Origin of the sequence: Paramicrobacterium humi (genome assembly GCF_900105715.1) — a bacterium.
GTDB classification, from domain to species: Bacteria; Actinomycetota; Actinomycetes; order Actinomycetales; family Microbacteriaceae; genus Paramicrobacterium; species Paramicrobacterium humi.
This window is the reverse complement of record NZ_FNRY01000001.1, coordinates 430,371-452,801: the sequence shown is the minus strand read 5'-3', so window position 1 is coordinate 452,801 and position 22,431 is coordinate 430,371. Positions and strand designations below refer to the sequence as shown.

Here is a 22,431-nt window from a genome sequence, read left to right as displayed (position 1 = left end):
CACGGGTGAGCATCACGCAAGAGCAGGCGGACTGGTTCAAGGACGCCTTCACGAGCCTCGTCGACAACGTCGACCAGGCGATCGTCGGCAAGCAGGAGATCATCCGGCTCGTCATCTCGTCGCTGCTCACCGGCGGCCACGTGCTGCTCGAGGACTATCCCGGAACCGGCAAGACCGTGCTCGCGAAGTCGCTCGCCAACACGCTCGAGGGCACGAGCTCGCGCATCCAGTTCACGCCTGACCTGCTGCCGAGCGACGTCACGGGCGTCACGATCTACAACCAGGCAACGCACGTGTTCGAGTTCCACAAGGGCCCGATCTTCGCGCAGATCGTTCTCGCCGATGAGATCAACCGCGCCTCGCCGAAGACCCAGAGCGCGCTGCTCGAGGTCATGGAAGAGGGACTCGTCACCGTCGACGGCGAGACCCACCCGGTCGGCAGCCCGTTCATGGTCATCGCGACGCAGAACCCCGTCGAGCAGTCAGGAACGTACAAGCTCCCCGAGGCGCAGCTCGACCGCTTCCTCGTGAAGACCTCCCTCGGATACCCCGATCGCGACACGAGCGTCGATCTCCTCATGGATGCCGCCAACCGCTCACGTGCGGCGAAGGTCGCGCCCATCATCAACGCCGAATCGGTGAACGCGATGATCGAGCTCGCCTCCCAGGTGCACGTCGAGCGGTCGATCATGGAGTACATCACCGACATCCTCGTCTCCACGCGCACCGACAAGGACGTCGCGCTCGGCGTCAGCATGCGCGGCGGCCTCGCGCTCGCCCGCATGGTGAAGGTGTGGGCGCTCAGCCAGGGCCGCACCTACGCAACCCCCGACGACGTCAACGCGCTCGCGGTGCCCGTGCTCGCGCACCGCCTCATCGTCGACCCCGAATCCGAGTTCGCGGGCATCACCGCCGAGCAGATCATCGACCGCATCCTTCTCGCGATCACTCCTCCCGCCTACCGCGCCGCATGACCGTTGCCCCCGACATCGAGAACGCCCCGACGACGCATCCGCCGTCGTCGGTGCGTGATCGTGCGGCGACGACGACCCGTTTCATCGGAAACCGGCTCTCGACCCTGATCGTCCCGGTCACCAAGGCCGTCAACCCGATCCTCGCGACCGTGAGCGCGACCGGCTGGCTCGTCGCCGTGACAGGCGTGGTGCTTCTCGCCGCCGGGCGCGCGCTCGGCTGGTCGGAGCTCATCTTCCTCGGCGCCACTCTCGTCGCCGCGTTCGTCATCGCCGCGTTCTTCATCATCGGCCGCGCCCGCTTCACGGTGTCGGTGCGGCTGAACCCGCGCCGCGTCACCGTCGGCGAACGCGCCATCGGCGAGATGATCGTCACGAACGCCGCAAAGCGCACCTCGCTCGCGACGACGTTCGAGCTGCCGGTCGGCGCCGGGCTCGCCGTGTTCGGCGTGCCCGCGCTCGAGACGGGAGCGGCATCCGAAGAGCTCTTCGCCGTGCCGACCGAACGGCGCGCCGTCATCATCGCGGGCCCCGCGCGTTCCGTGCGCGGCGACCGGCTCGGCCTGTTCCGCCGCAGCGTCGACTGGACCGACCCGATCGAGCTCTTCGTGCACCCGCGCACCACCCGACTGCACCCGACGGCCGCGGGGCTCGTGCGCGACCTCGAGGGCCAGGTGACGAAGAAGATCACCAACAGCGACATGGCGTTCCACGCGCTGCGCGACTACGTGCGCGGCGATGACGTGCGCTACGTGCACTGGCGCAGCTCCGCCCGAACCGGTCAGCTGATGGTGCGCCAGTTCGAGGAGTCCCGCCGCTCGCAGCTCACGATCATCCACAGTTCGAACCGGCGCTACTACGCCTCCGACGATGAGTTCGAGATGGCGATCTCGGTGACCGCGTCGATCGCCTCCCAGGTGATCCGCGACGCCACCCAGATCAGCGTCGTGACCGAGGGGATGCTGCTGCGCACCCACACGGTGCAGGCCATGCTCGACGACTGCTGCCGCATCGACGGCGTCGACACCGACGAGCACGCGCGCATGTTCGCCCGTGAGGCGACGAAGCGTCTGCCCGACCCGAGCGTGCTCGTGATCGTCGCCGGCTCGCAGATGGAGCCCGCCGACTATCGCAGCATCCAGCGACTCTTCGGCGGCGAGCTCACGGTCGTCGCACTCCGCATCGCGCACGGCAGCACCCCGCGCGTGCAAGACGTCGCGGGACTGCAGGTCTACACGATCGGCCAGCTGACGGACCTGCCGAAGATCATGGCGAGGGCGCAGTGAGCGAGCAGCGAACGCGTCGCGAGAACAGGGCCGCGCGCACGACGAAGCCTCGGCGCACCGCGCCGCCGCGCACGCCGGGGACGGTGCGGGCGCAGGCGTGGGTCGACCTCGGCGTGATCAGCGGCCTGCTGGTCGTGGGCATGCTCGGCCTCACCCCGGTGTTCGGCGGCTACCGTCATCTCGTCGCCGGAGTCGGCGGGCTCCTCGTCGGCGCGGGCGTCGCGTATCTCTCGCATCGGCTGCGGGCGAACGCCATCACGACGGTGCTCGGGCTGTTCGTCGCCTACGTGCTGTTCGGCAGCGTTCTCGCGCTGCCGAACGATGCGCTGTGGTTCGTGCTGCCGACCGTCGACACGCTGCGCGACCTCGCGCTCGGCGCCGTGTTCGGCTGGACCGACGTCGTCACCCTCGGCGTTCCCGTCGAGGCGCCCGCGCGCCTCGCGGTGCTGCCCTACGTGCTCGGTGTCGCCGCCGGCGCCGTCACGGGCGTGCTCGCGCTGCGCTGGCTGCCGACCCGCTACCGCACGCTCTGGCGCTGCGCCATGCTGCTGATCGCTCCCGTCATCGTGTTCGCGGGAACGGTGCTCCTCGGCACCGCCGAACCGTTCCTGCCCGGCGTGCGCGGCGTCGTTCTCGCCGTCGGGGCGCTCATCTGGCTCGGCTGGCGCCGTCCCGAAGGCAAGAACATCAGCCTCTCGGAGCGCAGCGGCCTGCTGCGCGCCCGCGTGCTCGGCACCGCCGCGATCGGCGTCGCCGCCGTGCTGGTCGGGGGCGCAGCGGCATCCGCTCTCACGCCCGCGACCGAGGCGCGCTTCGTCCTGCGCGACAACGTGCAGCCGCCGTTCGACCCGCAGACCTACCCGAGCCCGCTCTCGTCGTTCCGCGAGTACACGAAGACCCTCAACGAGACCGACCTGCTGAAGGTCACCGGTCTGCGGCCGGGCGACCGCATCCGCCTCGCCGTCATGGACAGCTACGACGGCCACTTGTGGAACGTCGCAGGCCCCGAGCTCGCGACGGACGGCTCCGGACTGTTCGAGCTCGCGGGCCGCACGCTGCCGAAGGCTCCGCTCGCGACGATCGTCGACGAGCGCCGCGTGAAGGTCGACGTGCTCGGCTATCACGACGCGTGGCTGCCGACCGTCGGCGTTCCCGAGTCCATCGACCTCACGGGCCTCGACCGCAGCCACTCCACCGGCTTCCGCTTCAACGCGTCGACGTCGGCGGCCGTGCTCATCGACGGCGTCGACGGTGACACGGCGTACGGCATGCGCAGCGGCATCCAGTCCGTGCCCGGCGATGAGCAGCTCGAAGACGTGCCGGTCGCGAACGTGTCGATGCCGCCCGTCGAGAACGTGCCCGACATCGTCGTCGCCAAGGCGACCGAGTACTCCGCCGGCGCGAAGGCGCCCATCGACCAGCTGCGCGCCATCGAGTCTGCGCTCGTCACGAACGGCTACCTCAGCCACGGTCTCGAGACGGATGCCGCGTCCTCCCGCTCCGGCCACGGCGCCGACCGCATGGAGGAGCTGTTCACGCGCTCTCAGCTGATCGGCGACGAGGAGCAGTACGCGTCGGCGATGGCGCTCATGGCCCGCAGCCTCGGCTACCCCGCGCGCGTGGTCATGGGCTTCGCCCCCGAGAACGTCGTCGACGGCCGTCCCACGACCGTCACGGGCGAGGACGTCACGGCGTGGGTGGAGGTGCCGTTCGAGGGCGTTGGCTGGATTCCGTTCTACCCGACCCCCGACGAGACCGAGATCCCGCAAGACCAGAACCCGAAGCCGCAGAGCGAGCCGCAGCCGCAAGTGCGCCAGCCGCCGCGCACCGAGAAGAAGCAGGACGACCTGCTCACCGACAGCGACATCGACGACAAGGACGACAAGGACAAGAAGGACGCCTTCGCCCTTCCCGCGTGGGCGATCTGGTCGATAAGCGTCGTCGGCGGGCTCCTGCTGCTCTACCTCGTCCCGCTGTTCGTCATCGCGGCGGTGAAGGCGCGCCGCGCGAAGCGCCGTCGGCGGGCGGCGACCGCCGACGCGCGCGCCGCGGGAGCGTGGGACGAGTTCCTCGACCGCCACGAGGAGCTCGGCTACCGCGTGCCACCCGTCACCCGCACGGGCATCGCGCGCTCCCTCGCCGAACAGCGCCAGACGGATGCCGCCGGCACGGCGACCCTCGACGGCTTCGCCTTCGATGCCGACGCCGCCGTCTTCGCCGGAGACGCCCTGCCCGACGAGCGCGTCGACGCCCTGTGGCAGCACGCCGACGCGCAGTCCCGCGATGCACGCCGCGCGGTAGGCTGGTGGCGACGCCAGCTCAGCCGGTTCCGCGTGAGCCGCGCCCGCCGGCGTGCGGCGCGCTCCGATGCGCGGCGAAGGAGACGCGATGGCTTCCAGTGACAGCACGGAGAACACGCAGCCGGCCACCTGGAACGGCCGGCCCATTCCGCCGCGCCCGCCTCTTCCCGCCGCCGAGCCGTCGACTGACGAGCGGCCAGCCGCTCCGCGCCGCTTCATCGGCATGCCGCCCGGCATGCAGGCCGAGCTCGACACCGTCCCGGCGGGGGAGCGGCACGTGCCGGCGCCGCCCGCCCCGCCCGAGAACGTCGATGCTGCTGACGCACCGGTTCTGGTGTTCCCCGGCGACAAGCGCGTGGCGCTGACGGGCAGCATCCTCGTCGGCCGCGACCCCGGCCCGCACGACGGGTACCCGGATGCCGCTCTCGTCCCGCTCGGGGACCGCAGCGTCTCGAAGACGCACGCGGTCGTGCAGTTCTCCCGCGGCGGCGTGTGGGTGACCGACCTCGGCTCCACGAACGGCACGAACATCGTCGACCTCGCCCAGCGCGAGACGGTGTGCGTCCCCGGCGTCGCGACGGCCGCGTACGCCGGCGGCGGCATCCTGTTCGGTACCGTGCTCGCCACCCTCGCACCCGGGGATAGCGATGGAGGGCTCTGACGGCGGGGACCCCCGCCTGGTCTCTCTCGCGCTCGCCGCATTCGCGGTCGTGCTGTACCTCGCGCTGCTCGTCGCCTCGTTCGGCGTGATCAGCCTCGTCACCGACACCGACGTCATCGACACCAAGAACACGGGCCTGCTCGTCGGCCCCGCGATGTCCGGATCGGCCCTCGTCATCGTCGCCGTTCGCCTGGCCGGCGTCGCCATCCGCCACGTGCACGACACGGAGCACGGCTTCACGACCGCGCGCATCCCGCTCGGCGCCGGAGTCGTCACCGGCATCTGCGCCACGCTCGCCTACGTCGCGATCGGTGCGATGCTGCGCGCTCTCGAACAGTCCCAGCTCGTGGAGCTCGTGCTGTTCGGCGGGCACCAGCTGCTGCGCCCGTACGCGTGGACGGCGGGAATTCTCGCGCTCGTCGTGCACGTGCTCTTCGCCGTCGTGCTCGCCACACGCGGCAACAAGCCGGGCCGCCCGCTGTGGCCGTGGGAGAAGTGAAACCGAGTCGCTCTCAGAGTACGGTTGAGGCATGGAGCGGACCCTCGAGGCGCTGGTCGGCCGGGCCGTCGACGCGTGGATCGCGTGGCTTCCCCGGTGGAAGCCCGCTACCCACCGCACGCGCACGCGACTCTGCCGGCGCTGCATCGGCTCTCCGTTCCTCGCCGCCGCCGGCCTCGACGGCGACGTGCCGCACGCCGTGCAGCACGCACTCACCACCCGCATGAAGGGCATCATCGACACGGTCGTCGACGACTACACCGAGCACAACCTGCCCCTCCTGGCCAAAGAGCTGCGGGAGACCGAGAAGCGCAAGGAGCTCAGCTACCGCCCCGAGGTCGGCCTCGACCCCGAGTTCGACGGCCTGCAGCTCGACCCGGACCCGGTGCCGGGGGAGCCGTTCCTGTTCACCCTCGGCGAGCTCGCCGAGGACGGCGGTGTGCCCGAGTCGCTGCGACCCATCGAGCTGAGCGAGGAGGAGAAGCAGGCGCTGCGCACCGAGATCCGCCTCGCCGACGAATGCGCCGACCACGCCGGCCGGCTCGTGTGCCTCGCGCTGCAGGAGCACCGGATGCGCGCGCGAGAAGCCGTGCAGCGCATCATCGAGCCGCAAGTCGACGCCATGCTCGACGCGCTCTCCGAGAGCCTCGACATGCCGCCCACCCGCTGGTGAGCGCGGCAACATGCCGTCATGCGCTGCCGCATTCCGTCGGCGCCTGTGGTATTTGACCGCCACCGCGCGTGCGATTATCATAGATCGGGTGTGCGCTTTGCCGTGCGCTTGAGTCGTGCCTGAGGGCGCGCTCGGCGACGTCGGGCATGCACAACCGGGTCGGTTCGGTATGGAACGGCCCCCACGGCATATCCACCACGAAGACGCGTCAGTTCTGGCGAGCCGGTGGATCGTGGCGGTGCGCAGGCGACTGAGCACCTCACCATCGCAAACCCGCTGTCACCGTGCAGCACAACAAGGAGAAGCAGTGCCAACTATTCAGCAGTTGGTCCGCAAGGGTCGCTCGCCCAAGGTCACCAAGACCAAGGCGCCCGCTCTTAAGGCCAACCCCCAGCAGCGCGGCGTGTGCACGCGTGTGTACACCACCACCCCGAAGAAGCCGAACTCGGCGATGCGCAAGGTCGCTCGTGTGAAGCTCTCCAACGGCACCGAGGTCACCGCGTACATCCCGGGTGAGGGCCACAACCTGCAGGAGCACTCGATGGTGCTCGTCCGCGGCGGTCGTGTGAAGGACCTCCCCGGCGTGCGCTACAAGATCGTTCGCGGCGCGCTTGACACCCAGGCCGTCAAGAACCGCAAGCAGGCTCGCAGCCGCTACGGCGCGAAGATGGAGAAGAAGTAATGCCTCGTAAGGGACCCGCACCCAAGCGCCCCGTCGTTGCTGACCCCGTCTACGGCGCCCCCATCGTCAGCCAGCTCGTCAACAAGATCCTCGTCGACGGCAAGAAGGCCCTCGCCGAGCGCATCGTCTACGACGCGCTCGAGGGCGTCGCAGCCAAGAACGGCCAGGACGCCGTCGTCACGCTCAAGAAGGCGCTCGACAACGTTCGCCCGTCCATCGAGGTCAAGAGCCGCCGCGTCGGTGGTTCGACCTACCAGGTGCCGGTCGAGGTCAAGCCTCACCGCGCCAACACCCTCGCACTGCGCTGGCTCGTGAGCTACGCGAAGGGCCGCCGCGAGAAGACGATGACCGAGCGTCTCACGAACGAGATCCTCGACGCGTCGAACGGTCTCGGCGCCGCTGTGAAGCGTCGCGAGGACACGCACAAGATGGCCGAGTCCAACCGCGCCTTCGCCCACTACCGCTGGTAGCGGGCTGGTGACGCTCCGCGCCACCCGCGCGGAGCGTCACCCCACAACACCGCATTCTCATACTCCGGAGGAACCCCGTGGCACAAGACGTGCTCACAGACCTGAATAAGGTTCGCAACATCGGCATCATGGCGCACATCGATGCCGGTAAGACAACTACCACTGAGCGCATCCTGTTCTACACGGGCGTCAACCACAAGCTCGGTGAGACCCACGACGGTGGCGCGACCACCGACTGGATGGAGCAGGAGCAGGAGCGTGGCATCACGATCACCTCCGCCGCTGTGACCTGCTTCTGGAACAAGAACCAGATCAACATCATCGACACCCCTGGACACGTCGACTTCACTGTCGAGGTGGAGCGCTCGCTGCGCGTGCTCGATGGCGCCGTCGCCGTCTTCGACGGCAAGGAGGGCGTCGAACCCCAGTCCGAGACGGTGTGGCGTCAGGCCGACAAGTACGACGTCCCGCGCATCTGCTTCGTCAACAAGATGGACAAGCTCGGCGCCGACTTCTACTTCACGGTCGAGACGATCAAGAGCCGCCTCGGCGCGAAGCCGCTCGTGCTCCAGCTGCCGATCGGCGCGGAGAACGACTTCGTCGGCGTCATCGACCTCGTCAACATGCGCGCCCTGGTCTGGCCGGGCGACGCGAAGGGCGACGTCACGATGGGCGCAAAGTTCGAGGTGCAGGACATTCCCGCCGACCTCAAGGACAAGGCCGACGAGTACCGCACCCTGCTGCTCGAGACCGTCGCGGAGACGAGCGACGAGCTCATGGAGAAGTACTTCTCCGGCGAGGAGCTCACCGTCGACGAGATCAAGGGCGCGATCCGCAAGCTCACCGTGAACAGCGAGATCTACCCCGTGCTGTGTGGCTCCGCGTTCAAGAACCGCGGCGTGCAGCCGATGCTCGACGCGGTCGTCGACTACCTTCCGTCGCCGCTCGACGTGCCCGCCATCGAGGCGCACGACCCGCGCGACGAAGAGAAGATCATCCTCCGTCACCCCGACGCGAGCGAGCCGTTCTCGGCTCTCGCGTTCAAGGTCGCCGTGCACCCCTTCTTCGGTCGCCTTACCTACATTCGCGTGTACTCGGGCCACCTCGACAGCGGTGCGTCGATCGTGAACTCGACGAAGCAGAAGAAGGAGCGCATCGGGAAGATCTTCCAGATGCACGCCAACAAGGAGAACCCGGTCGAGTCGGTGACCGCGGGCCACATCTACGCGGTGATCGGCCTCAAGGACACCACGACGGGCGACACGCTCTGTGACCCCAACGACCAGGTCGTGCTCGAGTCGATGACCTTCCCTGAGCCCGTGATCGAGGTCGCGATCGAGCCGAAGACGAAGGCTGACCAGGAGAAGCTCGGCACCGCGATCCAGAAGCTCGCCGAAGAGGACCCGACGTTCCGCGTCGAGCTCAACGCCGAGACGGGCCAGACGGTCATCAAGGGCATGGGCGAGCTTCACCTCGACATCCTCGTCGACCGCATGAAGCGCGAGTTCAAGGTCGAGGCGAACGTGGGCAAGCCCCAGGTCGCTTTCCGTGAGACGATCCGTCGCACGGTCGACCGCCACGACTACACCCACAAGAAGCAGACCGGTGGTTCGGGCCAGTTCGCGAAGATCCAGTTCGCGGTCGCCCCGCTCGAGGTCGAGGGTGACAAGACGTACGAGTTCGAGAACAAGGTCACGGGTGGCCGCGTTCCGCGCGAGTACATCCCGTCGGTGGATGCCGGGTTCCAGGACGCTCTCCAGGTCGGCGTTCTCGCGGGCTACCCCATGGTCGGCGTCAAGGCGACGCTGCTCGATGGTGCGGCTCACGACGTCGACTCCTCGGAGATGGCGTTCAAGATCGCCGGTTCGATGGGTATGAAGGAAGCCCTCCGCAAGGCCAACCCGGTTCTTCTCGAGCCGCTCATGGCCGTTGAGGTTCGTACTCCTGAGGAGTACATGGGTGATGTCATCGGCGACCTCAACTCTCGCCGCGGCATGATCCAGTCGATGGAGGACGCGTCGGGTGTCAAGGTGATTCGCGCCAACGTCCCCCTCTCGGAGATGTTCGGATACGTCGGTGACCTGCGGTCGAAGACCTCAGGCCGTGCCGTGTACTCGATGCAGTTCGAGACGTACGCCGAGGTCCCGAAGGCCGTTGCCGACGAGATCGTCCAGAAGGCAAAGGGCGAGTAGCCCCTAGGCTGGGCGGCGTGCCTTTTCTGGTATGGCGCCCAGCCGGCACCTAGTAACATAAGTACACAAAATCCCGTAGAGAACCGGTCGCAATCCAGTGCCCGGTGTATCTACACGAGAGTCCTGAGGAGGACCCACAGTGGCTAAGGCCAAGTTCGAGCGGACCAAGCCGCACGTAAACATCGGAACGATCGGTCACGTCGACCACGGTAAGACCACGCTCACCGCAGCGATCTCGAAGGTTCTTGCCGACAAGTACCCGTCGGACGTCAACGTCCAGCGTGACTTCGCCAGCATCGACTCGGCTCCGGAAGAGCGTCAGCGCGGCATCACGATCAACATCTCGCACGTCGAGTACGAGACGCCGAAGCGTCACTACGCTCACGTGGACGCCCCTGGGCACGCCGACTACATCAAGAACATGATCACCGGTGCGGCTCAGATGGACGGCGCGATCCTCGTGGTCGCCGCCACCGACGGTCCGATGGCTCAGACGCGTGAGCACGTGCTGCTCGCGAAGCAGGTCGGCGTTCCGTACCTCGTCGTTGCTCTGAACAAGTCCGACATGGTCGACGACGAGGAGATCATGGAGCTCGTCGAGCTCGAGGTCCGCGAGCTCCTCTCGAGCCAGGACTTCGACGGCGACAACGCTCCCGTCGTGCGCGTCTCGGCTCTCAAGGCTCTTGAGGGCGACGAGAAGTGGGTCCAGTCGGTCCTCGACCTCATGGAGGCCGTCGACAACAACGTTCCCGACCCCGTGCGCGACAAGGACAAGCCGTTCCTCATGCCTGTCGAGGACGTCTTCACGATCACCGGTCGTGGAACCGTCGTCACCGGCCGTGCCGAGCGCGGTACTCTCGCCATCAACTCCGAGGTCGAGATCGTCGGCATCCGCCCGACGCAGAAGACCACGGTCACCGGTATCGAGATGTTCCACAAGCAGCTCGACGAGGCCTGGGCCGGCGAGAACTGTGGTCTGCTCCTCCGCGGCACCAAGCGCGAGGACGTGGAGCGTGGCCAGGTCGTCGTGAAGCCCGGTTCGGTCACCCCGCACACCGAGTTCGAGGGCACCGCGTACATCCTCTCCAAGGACGAGGGTGGGCGCCACAACCCCTTCTACACGAACTACCGTCCGCAGTTCTACTTCCGCACCACGGACGTCACCGGCGTCATCACGCTGCCTGAGGGCACCGAGATGGTCATGCCTGGCGACACCACCGACATGTCGGTTCAGCTGATCCAGCCGATCGCCATGGAAGAGGGCCTCGGCTTCGCTATCCGTGAGGGTGGCCGCACCGTCGGTGCCGGCACCGTCACCAAGATCAACAAGTAGTCTCCGGACTGCAGATCTCGAAAGGGGTCGGGCCTTCGGGTCCGGCCCCTTTCGCATGCCCGCTCCCCACCCGAAGAGGGGGGAGGGAAACTTCTCGAAAATAGCTGAGGAAAGCTCAGCTAAAGGATATGCTTGCCCCACTGCAGAGAGCAGTGGCGCGCCGAGCGGGAACGGACGATCGGGTTCAACGTTCCATCCCAAGGGCTTGCGTGCGCCTGCCGCGGCGTTCGACGCCGCCCACCGATGGCCCCGCTCCCCTCGCGGGGCCATCGGCTGGCCCTTGTGAGCGCTCTCCGGCCGCGGGAGAATGGGCCACAGGTTCAATCGACGGAAGGAGCTCCCATGGGATTCGACGATCTGGTGAACAAGGGCAAGAAGCTCTACGAGCAGAATCAGGACTCCATCGACAAGGCGATCCACAGCGAGAAGGCCGAAGGCATCAGCGACGACCTGCTCGATCGCGCCTCGGAAGGCGCACGCCGCCTGGGCGGCGGCAGGTTCGACGAGCAGATCAAGGGCGGCCGCGACGCCGCCGACAAGGCGATCGGCGACGAGTAGCCTCAGGACATGCAACGAGGGCGGATGCTGCGACGCGCAGCATCCGCCCTCTCTCATGTTCCGCTACGCGACTTCCGAGAGCCGACCGTGCTTCATGCGCAGCCGGCGCTCGGCCCGTCGTGCGACGGAGGCGTCGTGCGTCACGATCACGAGCGTGAGCCCGCGCTCGTGTGCCGCGCCCTCCAGCAGCGCCATGATCTCGTCGCGCGTGTCCTCGTCGAGGGAACCCGTCGGCTCGTCCGCGAGGAGCACGCGCGGCTGCTTCACGAGTGCACGGGCGATGGCGACGCGCTGCTGCTGTCCGCCCGACAGCTGACCGGGCAAGTGCCCGAGCCGATCACCGAGACCGACCTCGGCGAGGGCCGCAGCCGCGCGGGAGCTGCGCTCTCCCGCCGCAAGATTCAGCGGAGCGAGCGCGCACGCGACGTTCTCGAGAGCCGTGAGCGTGGGGATGAGGTTGAAGCTCTGGAACACGATGCCGATGGTCGAGGCGCGAAGCGCGGTGAGCCGGCGCTCGCTCGCCGCCGATACGTCCACGTCGTCGAGCAGCACCGTGCCGCTCGTGGGCGTGTCGAGGGCGCCGAGCAGCTGCAGGAGCGTCGACTTGCCGCCGCCTGTGGGGCCCTGGACGGCGACGAACTGGCCGTCGGGGATCTCGAGATCGACGTCCTTCAGGGCGGTGACGGCCGTGTTCTTGCCGGCGTACTTCTTGGTGACGTTCGTGAGGGTGTACATGGGTGTCCTTCTGTCAGGAGATTGAGCGGAGGGCCGCGGCGGGACGCAGGTGGGAGGCTCGCCAGCCGCCGATGGCGCCGGCGATCAGCCCACCGAGAACGGCGAGGCCGACGGCGAGGGCGATGACGGTCACGTCGACGGGGAGCGAGAGCGTGAGCGGAGTCGCGGATGCGGCTGCGTCGGACGCCCCGCCGGGAAAGCCGCCGTCCATCCTGCCGGGGCCGGCCGCCGCGGTGGTCGCCGAGCCGCTGAGTGTGATGCCGACGGCATTCAGGATCGCGATCGCCGCGCAGCCGATGGCGACGCCGATAGCGCCGCCGATGAGACCCTGCGTGACGGACTCGGCCGCGACCTGCCGCACGACGCGGCCGCTCGTCCAGCCGATCGCCTTGAGCGTGCCGAATTCGCGCGTGCGCCGCGTGACGCCCGACACCGTGAACAGGGCGGCGATGAGGAACGCCACCGCGATCACGAGCACCGAGAGCCAGAGGCCGAGCGACGACACGAGCTGCGTCGCCGTCGCGAGGGAGCCCGAGACGCTCTGCGCGAGGTCCGCTTGCGTCGACACCGTCAGATCGGGCAGTGCCGTCTCCACCGCGTCCTGCACGTCCGAGACCTCGTCTGCAGAGGCCGCGGAGACGTACACCGTGCTGAGCGTGCCCTCCGCGCCCGCGAGGGACTGCGCGACGTCGAGCGGGATGTACGCGTCCGCCGCAGTCGAAGCCGCGTCGGTGGTCGAGGCGACGGTGCCGACGACCGTGAACTCCGTGCCGCCGAGCGTGAGCGTGTCGCCGACGGCGAGTTCGGAGGCCGTGGCGTAGGCGGCGTCGAGGATGACGACGTCGGCTCCCGCGTCGTCGGCGCGCAGCATCCGTCCGTCTGCCGTCTCGACATCGGAGAGCGGGCCGACGGATGCTGCGCCCGGTGTGACGCCGAGCACCGCCGTGGCATCGACGTCGAACGATCCGCCGCCGCCCGGTCCCGCGTCCTGCGGCGCCTGCCCGGCGCTCGGCGGGGCTGCGGCCTGCGACCGGTCGGGGACCTCGCCGCTGAAGTTCGTGTTCGTGAGCGAGAGCACGCCGGCGGCATCCTTCACCCCGGCCGTGGCGGCGATCGTGTCCAGCGCGGAGGCGTCGAACCCGGTCGTTCCGAACCCGAGCGTCAGGCGCGACTGGGAGAACTGCTGCCCATCGGCATCCGAGCTGCCCTCGCCCGGGTCGAAGTCGAAGCGCTGGCCGGGTCCGTCGCCGCCCTCGGTCGGAGCCTCGGCCTTCTGCGACACCGTGATGTCGGTGCCCACGCCGTACACCGAGCTCAGAGCATCGGCCTGCGCGCTTCGCACGGCGGCGGAGAAGGAGGCGACGAGCATCACGAGGGCGATGGCGATCGCGAGTGCGATGGCGACGATGGCGCTCTGCCGTTTTCGGTTGCCGAGCTCTCGGCGAAGGTAGGTGATGAACATGCGCTTCCTCTGATCGGCGGGCGTCGATTCCGCCCGCATCCGATCGCCAACGCTAGGCAGAACGGCTATCGAAACCTCATGAACGAGCTATCGGGAAGCCGTGGTCGCCGGGTGCCGAGACAGCGTGATCCAGCGCGGGATTCCGCGGAACGCGCGCGCGACACGCCCGGGTTGCAAACAGGGCGCATTTCTGGCAAACTCAACTAGTTCAATATTTCGGACGCGCCCTGCGTGGTGCCCTCCGGATCACTGCCAGGCAGTGCATAGACGTCAGAGTCTAGGCCGCGGGCAGCAGGACAACGACTTAACCAACACACTCCCGACCGAGTAGAACTCTGCCCGGGATCCGGCGGACTGCCGGCGTGCTGGTGAAGCTTGACAGAAAAACAGTGGTGCGACAGCAGTGGTGCCTCGCGCAGACGGGCTCGCCGGTCTGCGCACACAGAAGAGCGTCCAATGCGAGAGCTATTCGTAAGACGCAAGACAGAGAGTGAGTCACACAATGGCGGGACAGAAGATCCGCATTCGACTTAAGTCGTATGACCACGAGGTCATCGACACCTCGGCGCGCAAGATCGTCGACACGGTTACCCGCGCGGGTGCCACGGTCGTCGGCCCCGTGCCGCTTCCGACGGAGAAGAACGTGGTGTGTGTCATCCGTTCTCCCCACAAGTACAAGGACAGCCGCGAGCACTTCGAGATGCGCACGCACAAGCGGTTGATCGACATCGTCGACCCGACCCCGAAGGCCGTCGACTCGCTCATGCGACTCGACCTGCCGGCCGACGTCAACATCGAGATCAAGCTCTAAGGGAACGCATGTCTACGCAGAACAAGACCAGCAAGGGTCTGCTCGGCAAGAAGCTCGGCATGACCCAGGTGTGGGACGAAGCAGGCAAGGTCGTTCCCGTCACCGTCATCGAGATCACCCCGAACGTGGTCACCCAGGTCCGCACCCCCGAGCGTGACGGCTACAACGCCGTCCAGATCGCCGCGGGCGAGATCGACCCCCGCAAGGTGACTCAGCCCCTCGACGGGCACTTCAAGCAGGCAGGCGTGACGCCTCGCCGCCACCTCACCGAGATCCGCACCGACGACGCTTCCGACTACTCACTCGGTCAGGAGCTCACGGTCGACGGTGTCTTCGAAGCCGGCCAGAAGGTCGACGTCGTCGGCACGTCGAAGGGTAAGGGCTTCGCCGGTGTCATGAAGCGCCACAACTTCCAGGGCGTGTCCGCCTCGCACGGTGCTCACCGCAACCACCGCAAGCCCGGCTCGATCGGCGCCTCCTCGACGCCGAGCCGCGTCTTCAAGGGAATGCGCATGGCCGGCCGCATGGGTGGCGAGCGCGTGACCGTTCTCAACCTCAGCATCCACTCGGTCGACGCCGAGAAGGGCCTGCTGCTCGTCAAGGGCGCTGTTCCCGGTGCGCGTGGTCGCATCGTTTTCGTTCGCAACGCAGTGAAGGGAGCGTAGTTCAATGGCTACCTCGCTCGACGTTCTCGACACCAAGGGCAACAAGGCCGGCTCGGTCGACCTGCCCGCTGAGGTGTTCGATGTTCAGACCAACATCCCGCTGATCCACCAGGTTGTCGTGGCACAGCAGGCCGCCGCGCGTCAGGGCACTCACAAGACCAAGGGTCGCGGTGAGGTCTCCGGATCCGGCAGCAAGCCGTTCAAGCAGAAGGGCACCGGCCGCGCTCGTCAGGGCTCGGTCCGCATGCCGCAGCACATCGGCGGTGGCGTCGTCCACGGTCCCGTGCCGCGTGACTACGCCCAGCGCACCCCCAAGAAGATGATTGCGGCTGCGCTTCGCGGCTCGCTCTCTGACCGCGCCCGCGGTGGCCGCATCCACGTCGTCGAGACGTTCGCCGTCGCCGATGAGCGCCTGACCAAGAACGCCGCCGAGTACCTCTCGAAGGTCGTCCAGTCGAAGAACGTCCTGATCGTTCTCGAGCGTGGCGACGACGTGAGCCTCCGCGCCGTGCGCAACATTCCGTCCGTGCACGTTCTCAGCTACGACCAGCTCAACGCCTACGACGTGCTCGTCTCCGACGACATCGTCTTCACGAAGGGCGCCTTCGACGGATTCGTCGCGGGTCCCGCCTCGGGCAAGTCGGTCAAGGCTGCTGCAAGCTCGGCTGAAGCAACTGAGGAGGTCTCGGCATGAGCCAGACAGGCAAGGACCCCCGCGATATCGTCATCGCGCCGGTCGTTTCGGAGAAGAGCTACGGACTGATCGACGAGGGCAAGTACACCTTCATCGTCGACCCCCGCTCGAACAAGACCGAGATCAAGCTCGCCATCGAGAAGATCTTCGGCGTGCAGGTCGCTTCCGTGAACACCCTGAACCGTCAGGGCAAGACGCGTCGCACCCGCTTCGGCATCGGCAAGCGCAAGGACACCAAGCGCGCCATCGTCACGCTGAAGTCCGGTTCCATCGACATCTTCACGGCTGTCGGCTAGGAGTACAGGGATAAACATGGCTATTCGTAAGTACAAGCCCACGACCCCGGGCCGCCGCGGCTCGAGCGTCTCGGAGTTCGCCGAGATCACGCGCTCGACGCCGGAGAAGTCGCTGCTTCGTCCGCTGTCGAAGACCGGTGGTCGCAACAACCAGGGCCGCATCACCACGCGTCACATCGGTGGTGGCCACAAGCGCCAGTACCGCGTCATCGACTTCCGTCGTAACGACAAGGACGGCGTGAACGCCAAGGTCGCTCACATCGAGTACGACCCGAACCGCACCGCGCACATCGCGCTGCTGCACTTCCTGGACGGCACCAAGCGCTACATCCTCGCTCCCGAGAAGCTCAAGCAGGGCGACATCGTCGAGTCGGGTGCGGGCGCGGACATCAAGCCTGGCAACAACCTGCCGCTGCGCAACATCCCGACCGGTACCGTCGTGCACGCGATCGAGCTGAAGCCGGGCGGGGGAGCCAAGCTCGCCCGCTCCGCCGGAGCCTCGGTGCGTCTCGTCGCGAAGGACGGCCCCTACGCCCAGCTGCGCCTCCCCTCGGGTGAGATCCGCAACGTCGACGCCCGCTGCCGCGCCACCATCGGCGAGGTCGGCAACGCCGAGCAGTCGAACATCAACTGGGGCAAGGCCGGCCGCAGCCGCTGGAAGGGCGTCCGCCCGACCGTCCGCGGTGTCGTCATGAACCCGGTCGACCACCCGCACGGTGGTGGTGAGGGCAAGACCTCCGGTGGTCGCCACCCGGTCAGCCCGTGGGGCCAGAAGGAAGGCCGCACCCGCCACCCGAACAAGGAGAGCGACAAGCTCATTGTTCGCCGTCGTCCCACCGGCAAGAAGCGTAAGTAGGAGTTAGAGAAGATGCCACGCAGTCTGAAGAAGGGCCCCTTCGTCGACGAACACCTGCTCCGCAAGGTGGTCACCGCGAACGAGGCCAACAGCAAGAACGTCATCAAGACCTGGTCGCGCCGCTCGATGATCGTGCCCGCGATGCTGGGTCACACCATCGCGGTGCACGACGGTCGCAAGCACATCCCGGTGTTCGTCACCGAGAGCATGGTCGGTCACAAGCTCGGCGAGTTTGCCCCGACCCGCACCTTCCGTGGACACGTGAAGGACGACAAGAAGGGCCGTCGCCGCTAACGCGGTGACGTGAAGGAGGAATAGAAATGGTGGAGTCGATCGCACGCGTGCGACACATCCGCGTCACCCCCCAGAAGGCTCGCCGCGTCGTCAACATGATCCGCGGCAAGCAGGCGCAGGAGGCCCTGGCCATCCTGAAGTTCGCCCCGCAGGGTGCTTCTGAGCCCGTCTACAAGCTGGTCGCCTCGGCCATCGCCAACGCTCGCGTGAAGGCGGACGCCGAGAACAGCTTCCTCGACGAGCAGGACCTGTACATCACCAAGGCATTCGTTGACGAGGGTGCGACCCTCAAGCGGTTCCAGCCGCGCGCCCAGGGCCGCGCCTTCCGCATCAACAAGCGCACCAGCCACATCACGGTTGTCCTCTCGACGCCGGACGAGGTCGGAGCAGCCACGGCAACAAAGAAGGCGAGCAAGTAATGGGCCAGAAAGTAAACCCGTACGGCTTCCGTCTTGGTGTCACGACCGACCACGTGTCGCGTTGGTTCGCCGACAGCACCAAGCCGGGCCAGCGTTACAGCGACTACGTAGCCGAGGACGTCAAGATCCGCAAGCTTCTGACCACCTCGCTTGACCGCGCCGGTGTGTCCCGCATCGAGATCGAGCGCACCCGCGACCGCGTCCGCGTGGACATCCACACGGCGCGCCCGGGCATCGTCATCGGCCGCCGCGGCGCCGAGGCAGAGCGCATCCGCGGTGAGCTCGAGAAGCTCACCGGCAAGCAGATCCAGCTGAACATCCTCGAGGTCAAGAACCCCGAGGCCGACGCTCAGCTCGTCGCGCAGGGCATCGCCGAGCAGCTCTCGGCTCGTGTGGCCTTCCGCCGCGCCATGCGCAAGGGCCTGCAGGGCGCACAGCGCGCCGGCGCGAAGGGCGTCCGCATCCAGGTGTCGGGCCGTCTCGGCGGCGCCGAGATGAGCCGCTCGGAGTTCTACCGCGAGGGCCGCGTTCCGCTGCACACTCTGCGCGCGAACATCGACTACGGCTTCTACGAGGCTCGCACCACCTTCGGCCGCATCGGCGTGAAGGTCTGGATCTACAAGGGCGACGTCACCAACAAGGAACTTGCTCGCGAGCAGGCCGGCTCCAAGTCGGGCCGCGAGCGCAACGACCGTCCCCGCCGTGCCCCTCGGGCCGCTGAGGCGCCGGTCGCAGAAGGAGCCAGTGCTTAATCATGTTGATTCCCCGCAGAGTTAAGTACCGCAAGCAGCACCGTCCGGTTCGCACCGGTCAGGCTACCGGCGGCACCAAGGTCAGCTTCGGCGAGTACGGCATCCAGGCTCTCTCGCCCGCCTACGTGACCAACCGTCAGATCGAGGCAGCTCGTATCGCGATGACCCGTCACATCAAGCGTGGTGGAAAGGTCTGGATCAACATCTACCCCGACCGCCCGCTCACCAAGAAGCCGGCTGAGACCCGCATGGGTTCCGGTAAGGGCTCGCCCGAGTGGTGGGTCGCAAACGTCAAGCCCGGCCGCGTGCTCTTCGAGGTCGCGGGTGTCGATGAGACGCTCGCCCGCGAGGCGCTCAGCCGCGCAATCCACAAGCTGCCCCTCAAGGCACGCATTATCAAGCGCGAGGAGGGCGACGCGTAATGGCGATCGGATCCAAGGAGCTCACTCCCGCAGAGCTCGACACTTTCGAAGACGAGCGACTGGTTGACGAGCTGCGCAAGGCGAAGGAAGAACTCTTCAACCTTCGCTTCCAGGCGGCGACCGGTCAGCTCGAGACCCACGGACGACTCCGTGCTGTCAAGCGCGACATCGCCCGCATCTACACGGTGATCCGCGAGCGCGAGCTCGGCATCCGCGCCACTCCGGCGCCTGTCGAGGTCCCCGCGAAGGAGACCCGCAAGAGCAAGAAGGCCAAGGCTGCCGAAGAGGCCGCCGAGGCTGACGAGACGAAGGAGGCCTAGTCATGGCTGAGACTGCAAAAGCAGCATCCGAGGCCGCGACTGCGTCCGCCCGCGGCTACCGCAAGACCCTTCGCGGCTACGTCGTCAGCGACAAGATGGAGAAGACCATCGTCGTCGAGGTCGAGGACCGCGTGAAGCACCCGCTGTACGGCAAGGTCATCCGCCGCAGCTCCAAGGTGAAGGCTCACGACGAGCAGGGCCTTGCCGGGATCGGCGACCTCGTGGTCATCAGCGAGACCCGTCCGCTGAGTGCCACCAAGCGGTGGCGCCTGGTCGAGATTCTCGAGAAGGCCAAGTAAGCCTCGCGCTTGCTTTGAGAAGGAGTAGGAAATGATTCAGCAGGAATCACGGCTCAAGGTCGCCGACAACACCGGCGCCAAGGAGCTGCTCACGATTCGCGTTCTCGGCGGATCGGGCCGTCACTACGCGGGCCTCGGTGACACCATCGTTGCGACCGTGAAGGACGCCATCCCCGGCGGAAACGTGAAGAAGGGCGACGTCGTCAAGGCCGTCATCGTTCGCACGAAGAAGCAGACCCGTCGCCAGGACGGTTCGTACATCAAGTTCGATGAGAACGCAGCAGTGATCTTGAAGAACGACGGCGAGCCCCGCGGCACCCGTATCTTCGGACCGGTCGGTCGCGAGCTCCGCGACAAGCGGTTCATGAAGATCGTCTCGCTGGCACCGGAGGTTATCTAAGTCATGGGAGCAAAGATCAAGAAGGGTGACCTGGTTCAGGTCATCAGCGGCCCGAAGCAGGACCGCGGTGGATACCGCGGCAAGCAGGGACGTGTCATCGAGGTGCTCGTCGAGAAGAACCGCGTGATCGTGGAGGGTGTCAACTACGTCACCAAGCACGTTCGCCAGGGACAGTCGCAGCGTGGAACCAAGACCGGCGGTCTGGAGACCCACGAGGCGCCCATCCACATCTCGAACGTCGCGCTCGTCGACCCCGACAGCAAGAAGCCGGTCAAGGTCGGCTTCCGCAACGAAGAAGTCGTGAAGGACGGCGTCTCCAAGACGGTCCGCGTTCGCTACGACAAGAAGTCTGGTAAGGACCTGAAGTAATGACAGATACCTCAGCTGCTGCGCCCGCTGGCAAAATCCAGCCGCGCCTCAAGCAGAAGTACAAGACGGAAATCTCCGACCAGCTGAAGCAGCAGTTCGGCTACACGAACGTCCACCAGGTTCCCGGCCTCGTCAAGATCGTCGTGAACACGGGTGTCGGCGAAGCCGCTCGCGACAGCAAGGTCATCGACGGCGCGATCGCCGACCTGACCAAGATCACCGGCCAGAAGCCCGTCGTCACCAAGGCGCGCAAGTCCATCGCGCAGTTCAAGCTGCGCGAGGGTCAGCCCATCGGTGCGCACGTCACCCTCCGTGGCGACCGTGCATGGGAGTTCCTCGACCGCCTTCTGTCGCTCGCGCTTCCGCGCATCCGCGACTTCCGCGGACTGAGCGACCGCCAGTTCGACGGAAACGGCAACTACACCTTCGGTCTGACCGAGCAGTCCGTGTTCCACGAGATTGACCAGGACAAGATCGACCGCGTTCGTGGCTTCGACATCACCGTCGTCACGACCGCGAAGACCGACGACGAGGGTCGCGCGCTGCTCAAGGCGCTCGGCTTCCCGTTCAAGTCGAACGAGGCCGCCGCGTAAGCACGGCCTCACATGGGGCCGGCGGCCGCCGGCCCCATACACACCACAGGTCGACATTCGTGTAACGGGTGCTCGAAACCTGGTGACCAAAGGAAAAACACATGACAATGACAGATCCGGTCGCAGACATGCTGACCAGACTGCGCAACGCCAACTCGGCACACCACGATTCCGTGTCGATGCCGCACTCGAAGCTCAAGGGCCACATCGCTGAGATCCTCACCAACGAGGGCTACATCAGCGGTTGGAACGTCGAAGACGCTCGAGTCGGCCAGACCCTCACACTCACCCTGAAGTTCGGCCCGGACCGCGAGCCCTCGATCGCCGGCATCAAGCGCGTATCGAAGCCCGGCCTCCGCGTCTACGCGAAGTCGACCGAACTGCCCAAGGTCCTCGGTGGCCTCGGCGTCGCCATCCTGTCCACCTCCTCCGGTCTTCTGACGGACCGCGAGGCCGAGAAGAAGGGCGTCGGCGGGGAAGTCCTCGCCTACGTGTGGTAACGCGTCATGTCACGTATTGGAAAGCTTCCCATCGAAATCCCCGCCGGGGTCGATGTCACGATTGATGGCCAGAACGTCACGGTCAAGGGCCCGAAGGGCGAGCTGACGCTCGCCGTCGCCGCCCCGATCGTCGCGAAGGTCGATGACGGCCAGGTCGTCGTCAGCCGTCCGGACGAAGAGCGCGAGTCTCGTTCGCTCCACGGCCTGACCCGCACGCTCATCGCCAACAACATCATCGGCGTCACCCAGGGCTACTCCAAGGGCCTCGAGGTCGTCGGCACCGGTTACCGCGTGCAGCAGAAGGGCCAGTCGATCGAGTTCGCGCTCGGCTTCTCGCACCCCGTCGTCGTCGAGCCGCCCGCGGGCATCTCGTTCACCGTCGAGGGCAACAACAAGCTCACGGTGTCGGGCATCGACAAGCAGGCTGTCGGCGAGACCGCAGCCAACATTCGTAAGATCCGCAAGCCCGAGCCGTACAAGGGCAAGGGTGTGCGCTACGCCGGCGAGGTCATTCGCCGCAAGGCCGGAAAGGCTGGTAAGTAAGCATGGCTGTCAAGACCAAGTCGTCAGCCCGCGACCGTCGTCACGCACGTCTTCGCAAGAAGATCGCGGGCACTGCGGACCGTCCCCGTCTCGTTGTCAACCGCTCGGCACGTCACGTGTTCGTGCAGGTCGTGGACGACGCCAAGGGCCAGACCATCGTGTCGGCCTCCACTCTCGAGTCGGACCTGCGCTCGTTCGACGGCGACAAGTCCGCCAAGGCCAAGAAGGTCGGCGAACTGGTTGCCGAGCGCGCCAAGCAGGCCGGGATCGAGTCCGTTGTATTTGACCGTGGTGGTAACCGTTACGCCGGGCGCGTCGCGGCGATCGCCGAAGGTGCTCGAGAGGGTGGACTGAACCTGTGAGCGAAGCAAAGAAG

General features: G+C 66.9%; 30 protein-coding genes. 28 read left to right on the top strand and 2 right to left on the bottom strand.

Annotated features, from left to right (window positions below; genetic code table 11):
• Window positions 1-5 precede the first annotated feature (5 nt).
• The 11 genes from BLV49_RS02270 (at window position 6) to BLV49_RS02220 (ending at window position 11,625) form a co-directional block, all read left to right on the top strand.
• A complete protein-coding gene (locus BLV49_RS02270; protein WP_176980694.1) occupies window positions 6-974 on the top strand; it encodes an AAA family ATPase in 969 nt (322 codons plus the stop codon).
• Window positions 971-2,257: a DUF58 domain-containing protein gene (locus BLV49_RS02265; protein ID WP_091179412.1), complete on the top strand. Its 1,287-nt coding sequence runs from the start codon at window positions 971-973 to the stop codon at window positions 2,255-2,257. The genes BLV49_RS02270 and BLV49_RS02265 overlap by 4 nt, the downstream gene beginning before the upstream one ends.
• Complete coding sequence (locus BLV49_RS02260; protein WP_091179411.1) at window positions 2,254-4,659, top strand: transglutaminaseTgpA domain-containing protein; 2,406 nt, start codon at window positions 2,254-2,256, stop codon at window positions 4,657-4,659. Before BLV49_RS02265 ends, BLV49_RS02260 begins: the two co-directional genes overlap by 4 nt.
• Entirely contained in the window at window positions 4,646-5,218 is a 573-nt protein-coding gene (locus tag BLV49_RS02255; protein ID WP_176980693.1) for an FHA domain-containing protein, read from the top strand. The genes BLV49_RS02260 and BLV49_RS02255 overlap by 14 nt, the downstream gene beginning before the upstream one ends.
• On the top strand, window positions 5,205-5,717 hold the full coding sequence (locus tag BLV49_RS02250; RefSeq protein ID WP_091179406.1) for a DUF6121 family protein: 513 nt from the start codon (window positions 5,205-5,207) through the stop codon (window positions 5,715-5,717). The genes BLV49_RS02255 and BLV49_RS02250 overlap by 14 nt, the downstream gene beginning before the upstream one ends.
• Before the next feature lie 31 nt (window positions 5,718-5,748).
• Complete coding sequence (locus BLV49_RS02245) at window positions 5,749-6,390, top strand: spermidine/putrescine ABC transporter substrate-binding protein (RefSeq protein WP_091179404.1); 642 nt, start codon at window positions 5,749-5,751, stop codon at window positions 6,388-6,390.
• 307 nt (window positions 6,391-6,697) lie between these two features.
• Window positions 6,698-7,072: a 30S ribosomal protein S12 gene (gene rpsL, locus BLV49_RS02240; protein ID WP_091179402.1), complete on the top strand. Its 375-nt coding sequence runs from the start codon at window positions 6,698-6,700 to the stop codon at window positions 7,070-7,072.
• Window positions 7,072-7,542: a 30S ribosomal protein S7 gene (rpsG, locus tag BLV49_RS02235; protein ID WP_091179400.1), complete on the top strand. Its 471-nt coding sequence runs from the start codon at window positions 7,072-7,074 to the stop codon at window positions 7,540-7,542. The genes rpsL and rpsG overlap by 1 nt, the downstream gene beginning before the upstream one ends.
• Window positions 7,543-7,619: 77 nt before the next feature.
• Complete coding sequence (fusA, locus tag BLV49_RS02230; RefSeq protein WP_091179398.1) at window positions 7,620-9,734, top strand: elongation factor G; 2,115 nt, start codon at window positions 7,620-7,622, stop codon at window positions 9,732-9,734.
• A gap of 139 nt (window positions 9,735-9,873) precedes the next feature.
• Window positions 9,874-11,067 (top strand): elongation factor Tu, encoded by a 1,194-nt coding sequence (gene tuf, locus BLV49_RS02225; protein WP_091179397.1) that lies wholly within the window; start codon window positions 9,874-9,876, stop codon window positions 11,065-11,067.
• 342 nt (window positions 11,068-11,409) lie between these two features.
• Window positions 11,410-11,625 (top strand): hypothetical protein, encoded by a 216-nt coding sequence (locus tag BLV49_RS02220; protein ID WP_091179395.1) that lies wholly within the window; start codon window positions 11,410-11,412, stop codon window positions 11,623-11,625.
• A 63-nt stretch (window positions 11,626-11,688) separates the two neighbouring features.
• Here BLV49_RS02220 and BLV49_RS02215 read toward each other — a convergent pair whose 3' ends face one another.
• Both BLV49_RS02215 and BLV49_RS02210 read right to left on the bottom strand, forming a co-directional pair.
• A complete protein-coding gene (locus BLV49_RS02215) occupies window positions 11,689-12,360 on the bottom strand; it encodes an ABC transporter ATP-binding protein (protein ID WP_091179393.1) in 672 nt (223 codons plus the stop codon).
• A gap of 13 nt (window positions 12,361-12,373) precedes the next feature.
• A complete protein-coding gene (locus tag BLV49_RS02210) occupies window positions 12,374-13,822 on the bottom strand; it encodes an ABC transporter permease (protein WP_091179391.1) in 1,449 nt (482 codons plus the stop codon).
• Window positions 13,823-14,324: 502 nt separating this feature from the next.
• On the opposite strand from BLV49_RS02210, the gene rpsJ reads away from it, so the two are divergent.
• The 17 genes from rpsJ (at window position 14,325) to rplR (ending at window position 22,417) form a co-directional block, all read left to right on the top strand.
• Window positions 14,325-14,633: a 30S ribosomal protein S10 gene (gene rpsJ, locus BLV49_RS02205; RefSeq protein WP_017201594.1), complete on the top strand. Its 309-nt coding sequence runs from the start codon at window positions 14,325-14,327 to the stop codon at window positions 14,631-14,633.
• A gap of 8 nt (window positions 14,634-14,641) precedes the next feature.
• Window positions 14,642-15,298, top strand: a complete 657-nt coding sequence (rplC, locus tag BLV49_RS02200; protein ID WP_091179389.1) for a 50S ribosomal protein L3 — start codon at window positions 14,642-14,644, stop codon at window positions 15,296-15,298.
• 4 nt (window positions 15,299-15,302) lie between these two features.
• Complete coding sequence (gene rplD, locus BLV49_RS02195) at window positions 15,303-15,992, top strand: 50S ribosomal protein L4 (protein ID WP_091179387.1); 690 nt, start codon at window positions 15,303-15,305, stop codon at window positions 15,990-15,992.
• Complete coding sequence (rplW, locus tag BLV49_RS02190) at window positions 15,989-16,288, top strand: 50S ribosomal protein L23 (protein WP_091179384.1); 300 nt, start codon at window positions 15,989-15,991, stop codon at window positions 16,286-16,288. The genes rplD and rplW overlap by 4 nt, the downstream gene beginning before the upstream one ends.
• Window positions 16,289-16,304: 16 nt before the next feature.
• On the top strand, window positions 16,305-17,144 hold the full coding sequence (gene rplB, locus BLV49_RS02185; protein ID WP_091179383.1) for a 50S ribosomal protein L2: 840 nt from the start codon (window positions 16,305-16,307) through the stop codon (window positions 17,142-17,144).
• A 12-nt stretch (window positions 17,145-17,156) separates the two neighbouring features.
• Complete coding sequence (gene rpsS, locus BLV49_RS02180; RefSeq protein WP_091179381.1) at window positions 17,157-17,438, top strand: 30S ribosomal protein S19; 282 nt, start codon at window positions 17,157-17,159, stop codon at window positions 17,436-17,438.
• 26 nt (window positions 17,439-17,464) lie between these two features.
• Entirely contained in the window at window positions 17,465-17,857 is a 393-nt protein-coding gene (gene rplV / locus BLV49_RS02175) for a 50S ribosomal protein L22 (protein ID WP_091179379.1), read from the top strand.
• Window positions 17,857-18,609, top strand: a complete 753-nt coding sequence (gene rpsC, locus BLV49_RS02170) for a 30S ribosomal protein S3 (protein ID WP_091179377.1) — start codon at window positions 17,857-17,859, stop codon at window positions 18,607-18,609. The genes rplV and rpsC overlap by 1 nt, the downstream gene beginning before the upstream one ends.
• A 2-nt stretch (window positions 18,610-18,611) precedes the next feature.
• On the top strand, window positions 18,612-19,031 hold the full coding sequence (rplP, locus tag BLV49_RS02165) for a 50S ribosomal protein L16 (protein ID WP_091179375.1): 420 nt from the start codon (window positions 18,612-18,614) through the stop codon (window positions 19,029-19,031).
• Window positions 19,031-19,351 (top strand): 50S ribosomal protein L29, encoded by a 321-nt coding sequence (gene rpmC / locus BLV49_RS02160; RefSeq protein ID WP_091179372.1) that lies wholly within the window; start codon window positions 19,031-19,033, stop codon window positions 19,349-19,351. Before rplP ends, rpmC begins: the two co-directional genes overlap by 1 nt.
• A gap of 2 nt (window positions 19,352-19,353) precedes the next feature.
• Window positions 19,354-19,650 carry a 30S ribosomal protein S17 gene (gene rpsQ / locus BLV49_RS02155; RefSeq protein ID WP_091179370.1) on the top strand — a complete coding sequence of 99 codons (297 nt, stop codon included), beginning with the start codon at window positions 19,354-19,356 and terminating at the stop codon, window positions 19,648-19,650.
• Window positions 19,651-19,681: 31 nt separating this feature from the next.
• Window positions 19,682-20,050 carry a 50S ribosomal protein L14 gene (gene rplN, locus BLV49_RS02150; protein WP_091179368.1) on the top strand — a complete coding sequence of 123 codons (369 nt, stop codon included), beginning with the start codon at window positions 19,682-19,684 and terminating at the stop codon, window positions 20,048-20,050.
• A 3-nt stretch (window positions 20,051-20,053) separates the two neighbouring features.
• Window positions 20,054-20,419, top strand: coding sequence for a 50S ribosomal protein L24 (gene rplX / locus BLV49_RS02145; RefSeq protein ID WP_091179366.1), 366 nt, complete (start codon window positions 20,054-20,056; stop codon window positions 20,417-20,419).
• On the top strand, window positions 20,419-21,012 hold the full coding sequence (gene rplE, locus BLV49_RS02140; RefSeq protein ID WP_091179364.1) for a 50S ribosomal protein L5: 594 nt from the start codon (window positions 20,419-20,421) through the stop codon (window positions 21,010-21,012). The genes rplX and rplE overlap by 1 nt, the downstream gene beginning before the upstream one ends.
• Before the next feature lie 101 nt (window positions 21,013-21,113).
• The gene (gene rpsH, locus BLV49_RS02135) at window positions 21,114-21,512 is read left to right on the top strand and encodes a 30S ribosomal protein S8 (RefSeq protein WP_091179362.1); all 399 of its coding nucleotides are present in this window, start codon (window positions 21,114-21,116) and stop codon (window positions 21,510-21,512) included.
• A 6-nt stretch (window positions 21,513-21,518) separates the two neighbouring features.
• Window positions 21,519-22,055: a 50S ribosomal protein L6 gene (gene rplF / locus BLV49_RS02130; RefSeq protein ID WP_091179359.1), complete on the top strand. Its 537-nt coding sequence runs from the start codon at window positions 21,519-21,521 to the stop codon at window positions 22,053-22,055.
• 2 nt (window positions 22,056-22,057) lie between these two features.
• Entirely contained in the window at window positions 22,058-22,417 is a 360-nt protein-coding gene (gene rplR, locus BLV49_RS02125; protein ID WP_091179358.1) for a 50S ribosomal protein L18, read from the top strand.
• Window positions 22,418-22,431: the final 14 nt, after the last annotated feature.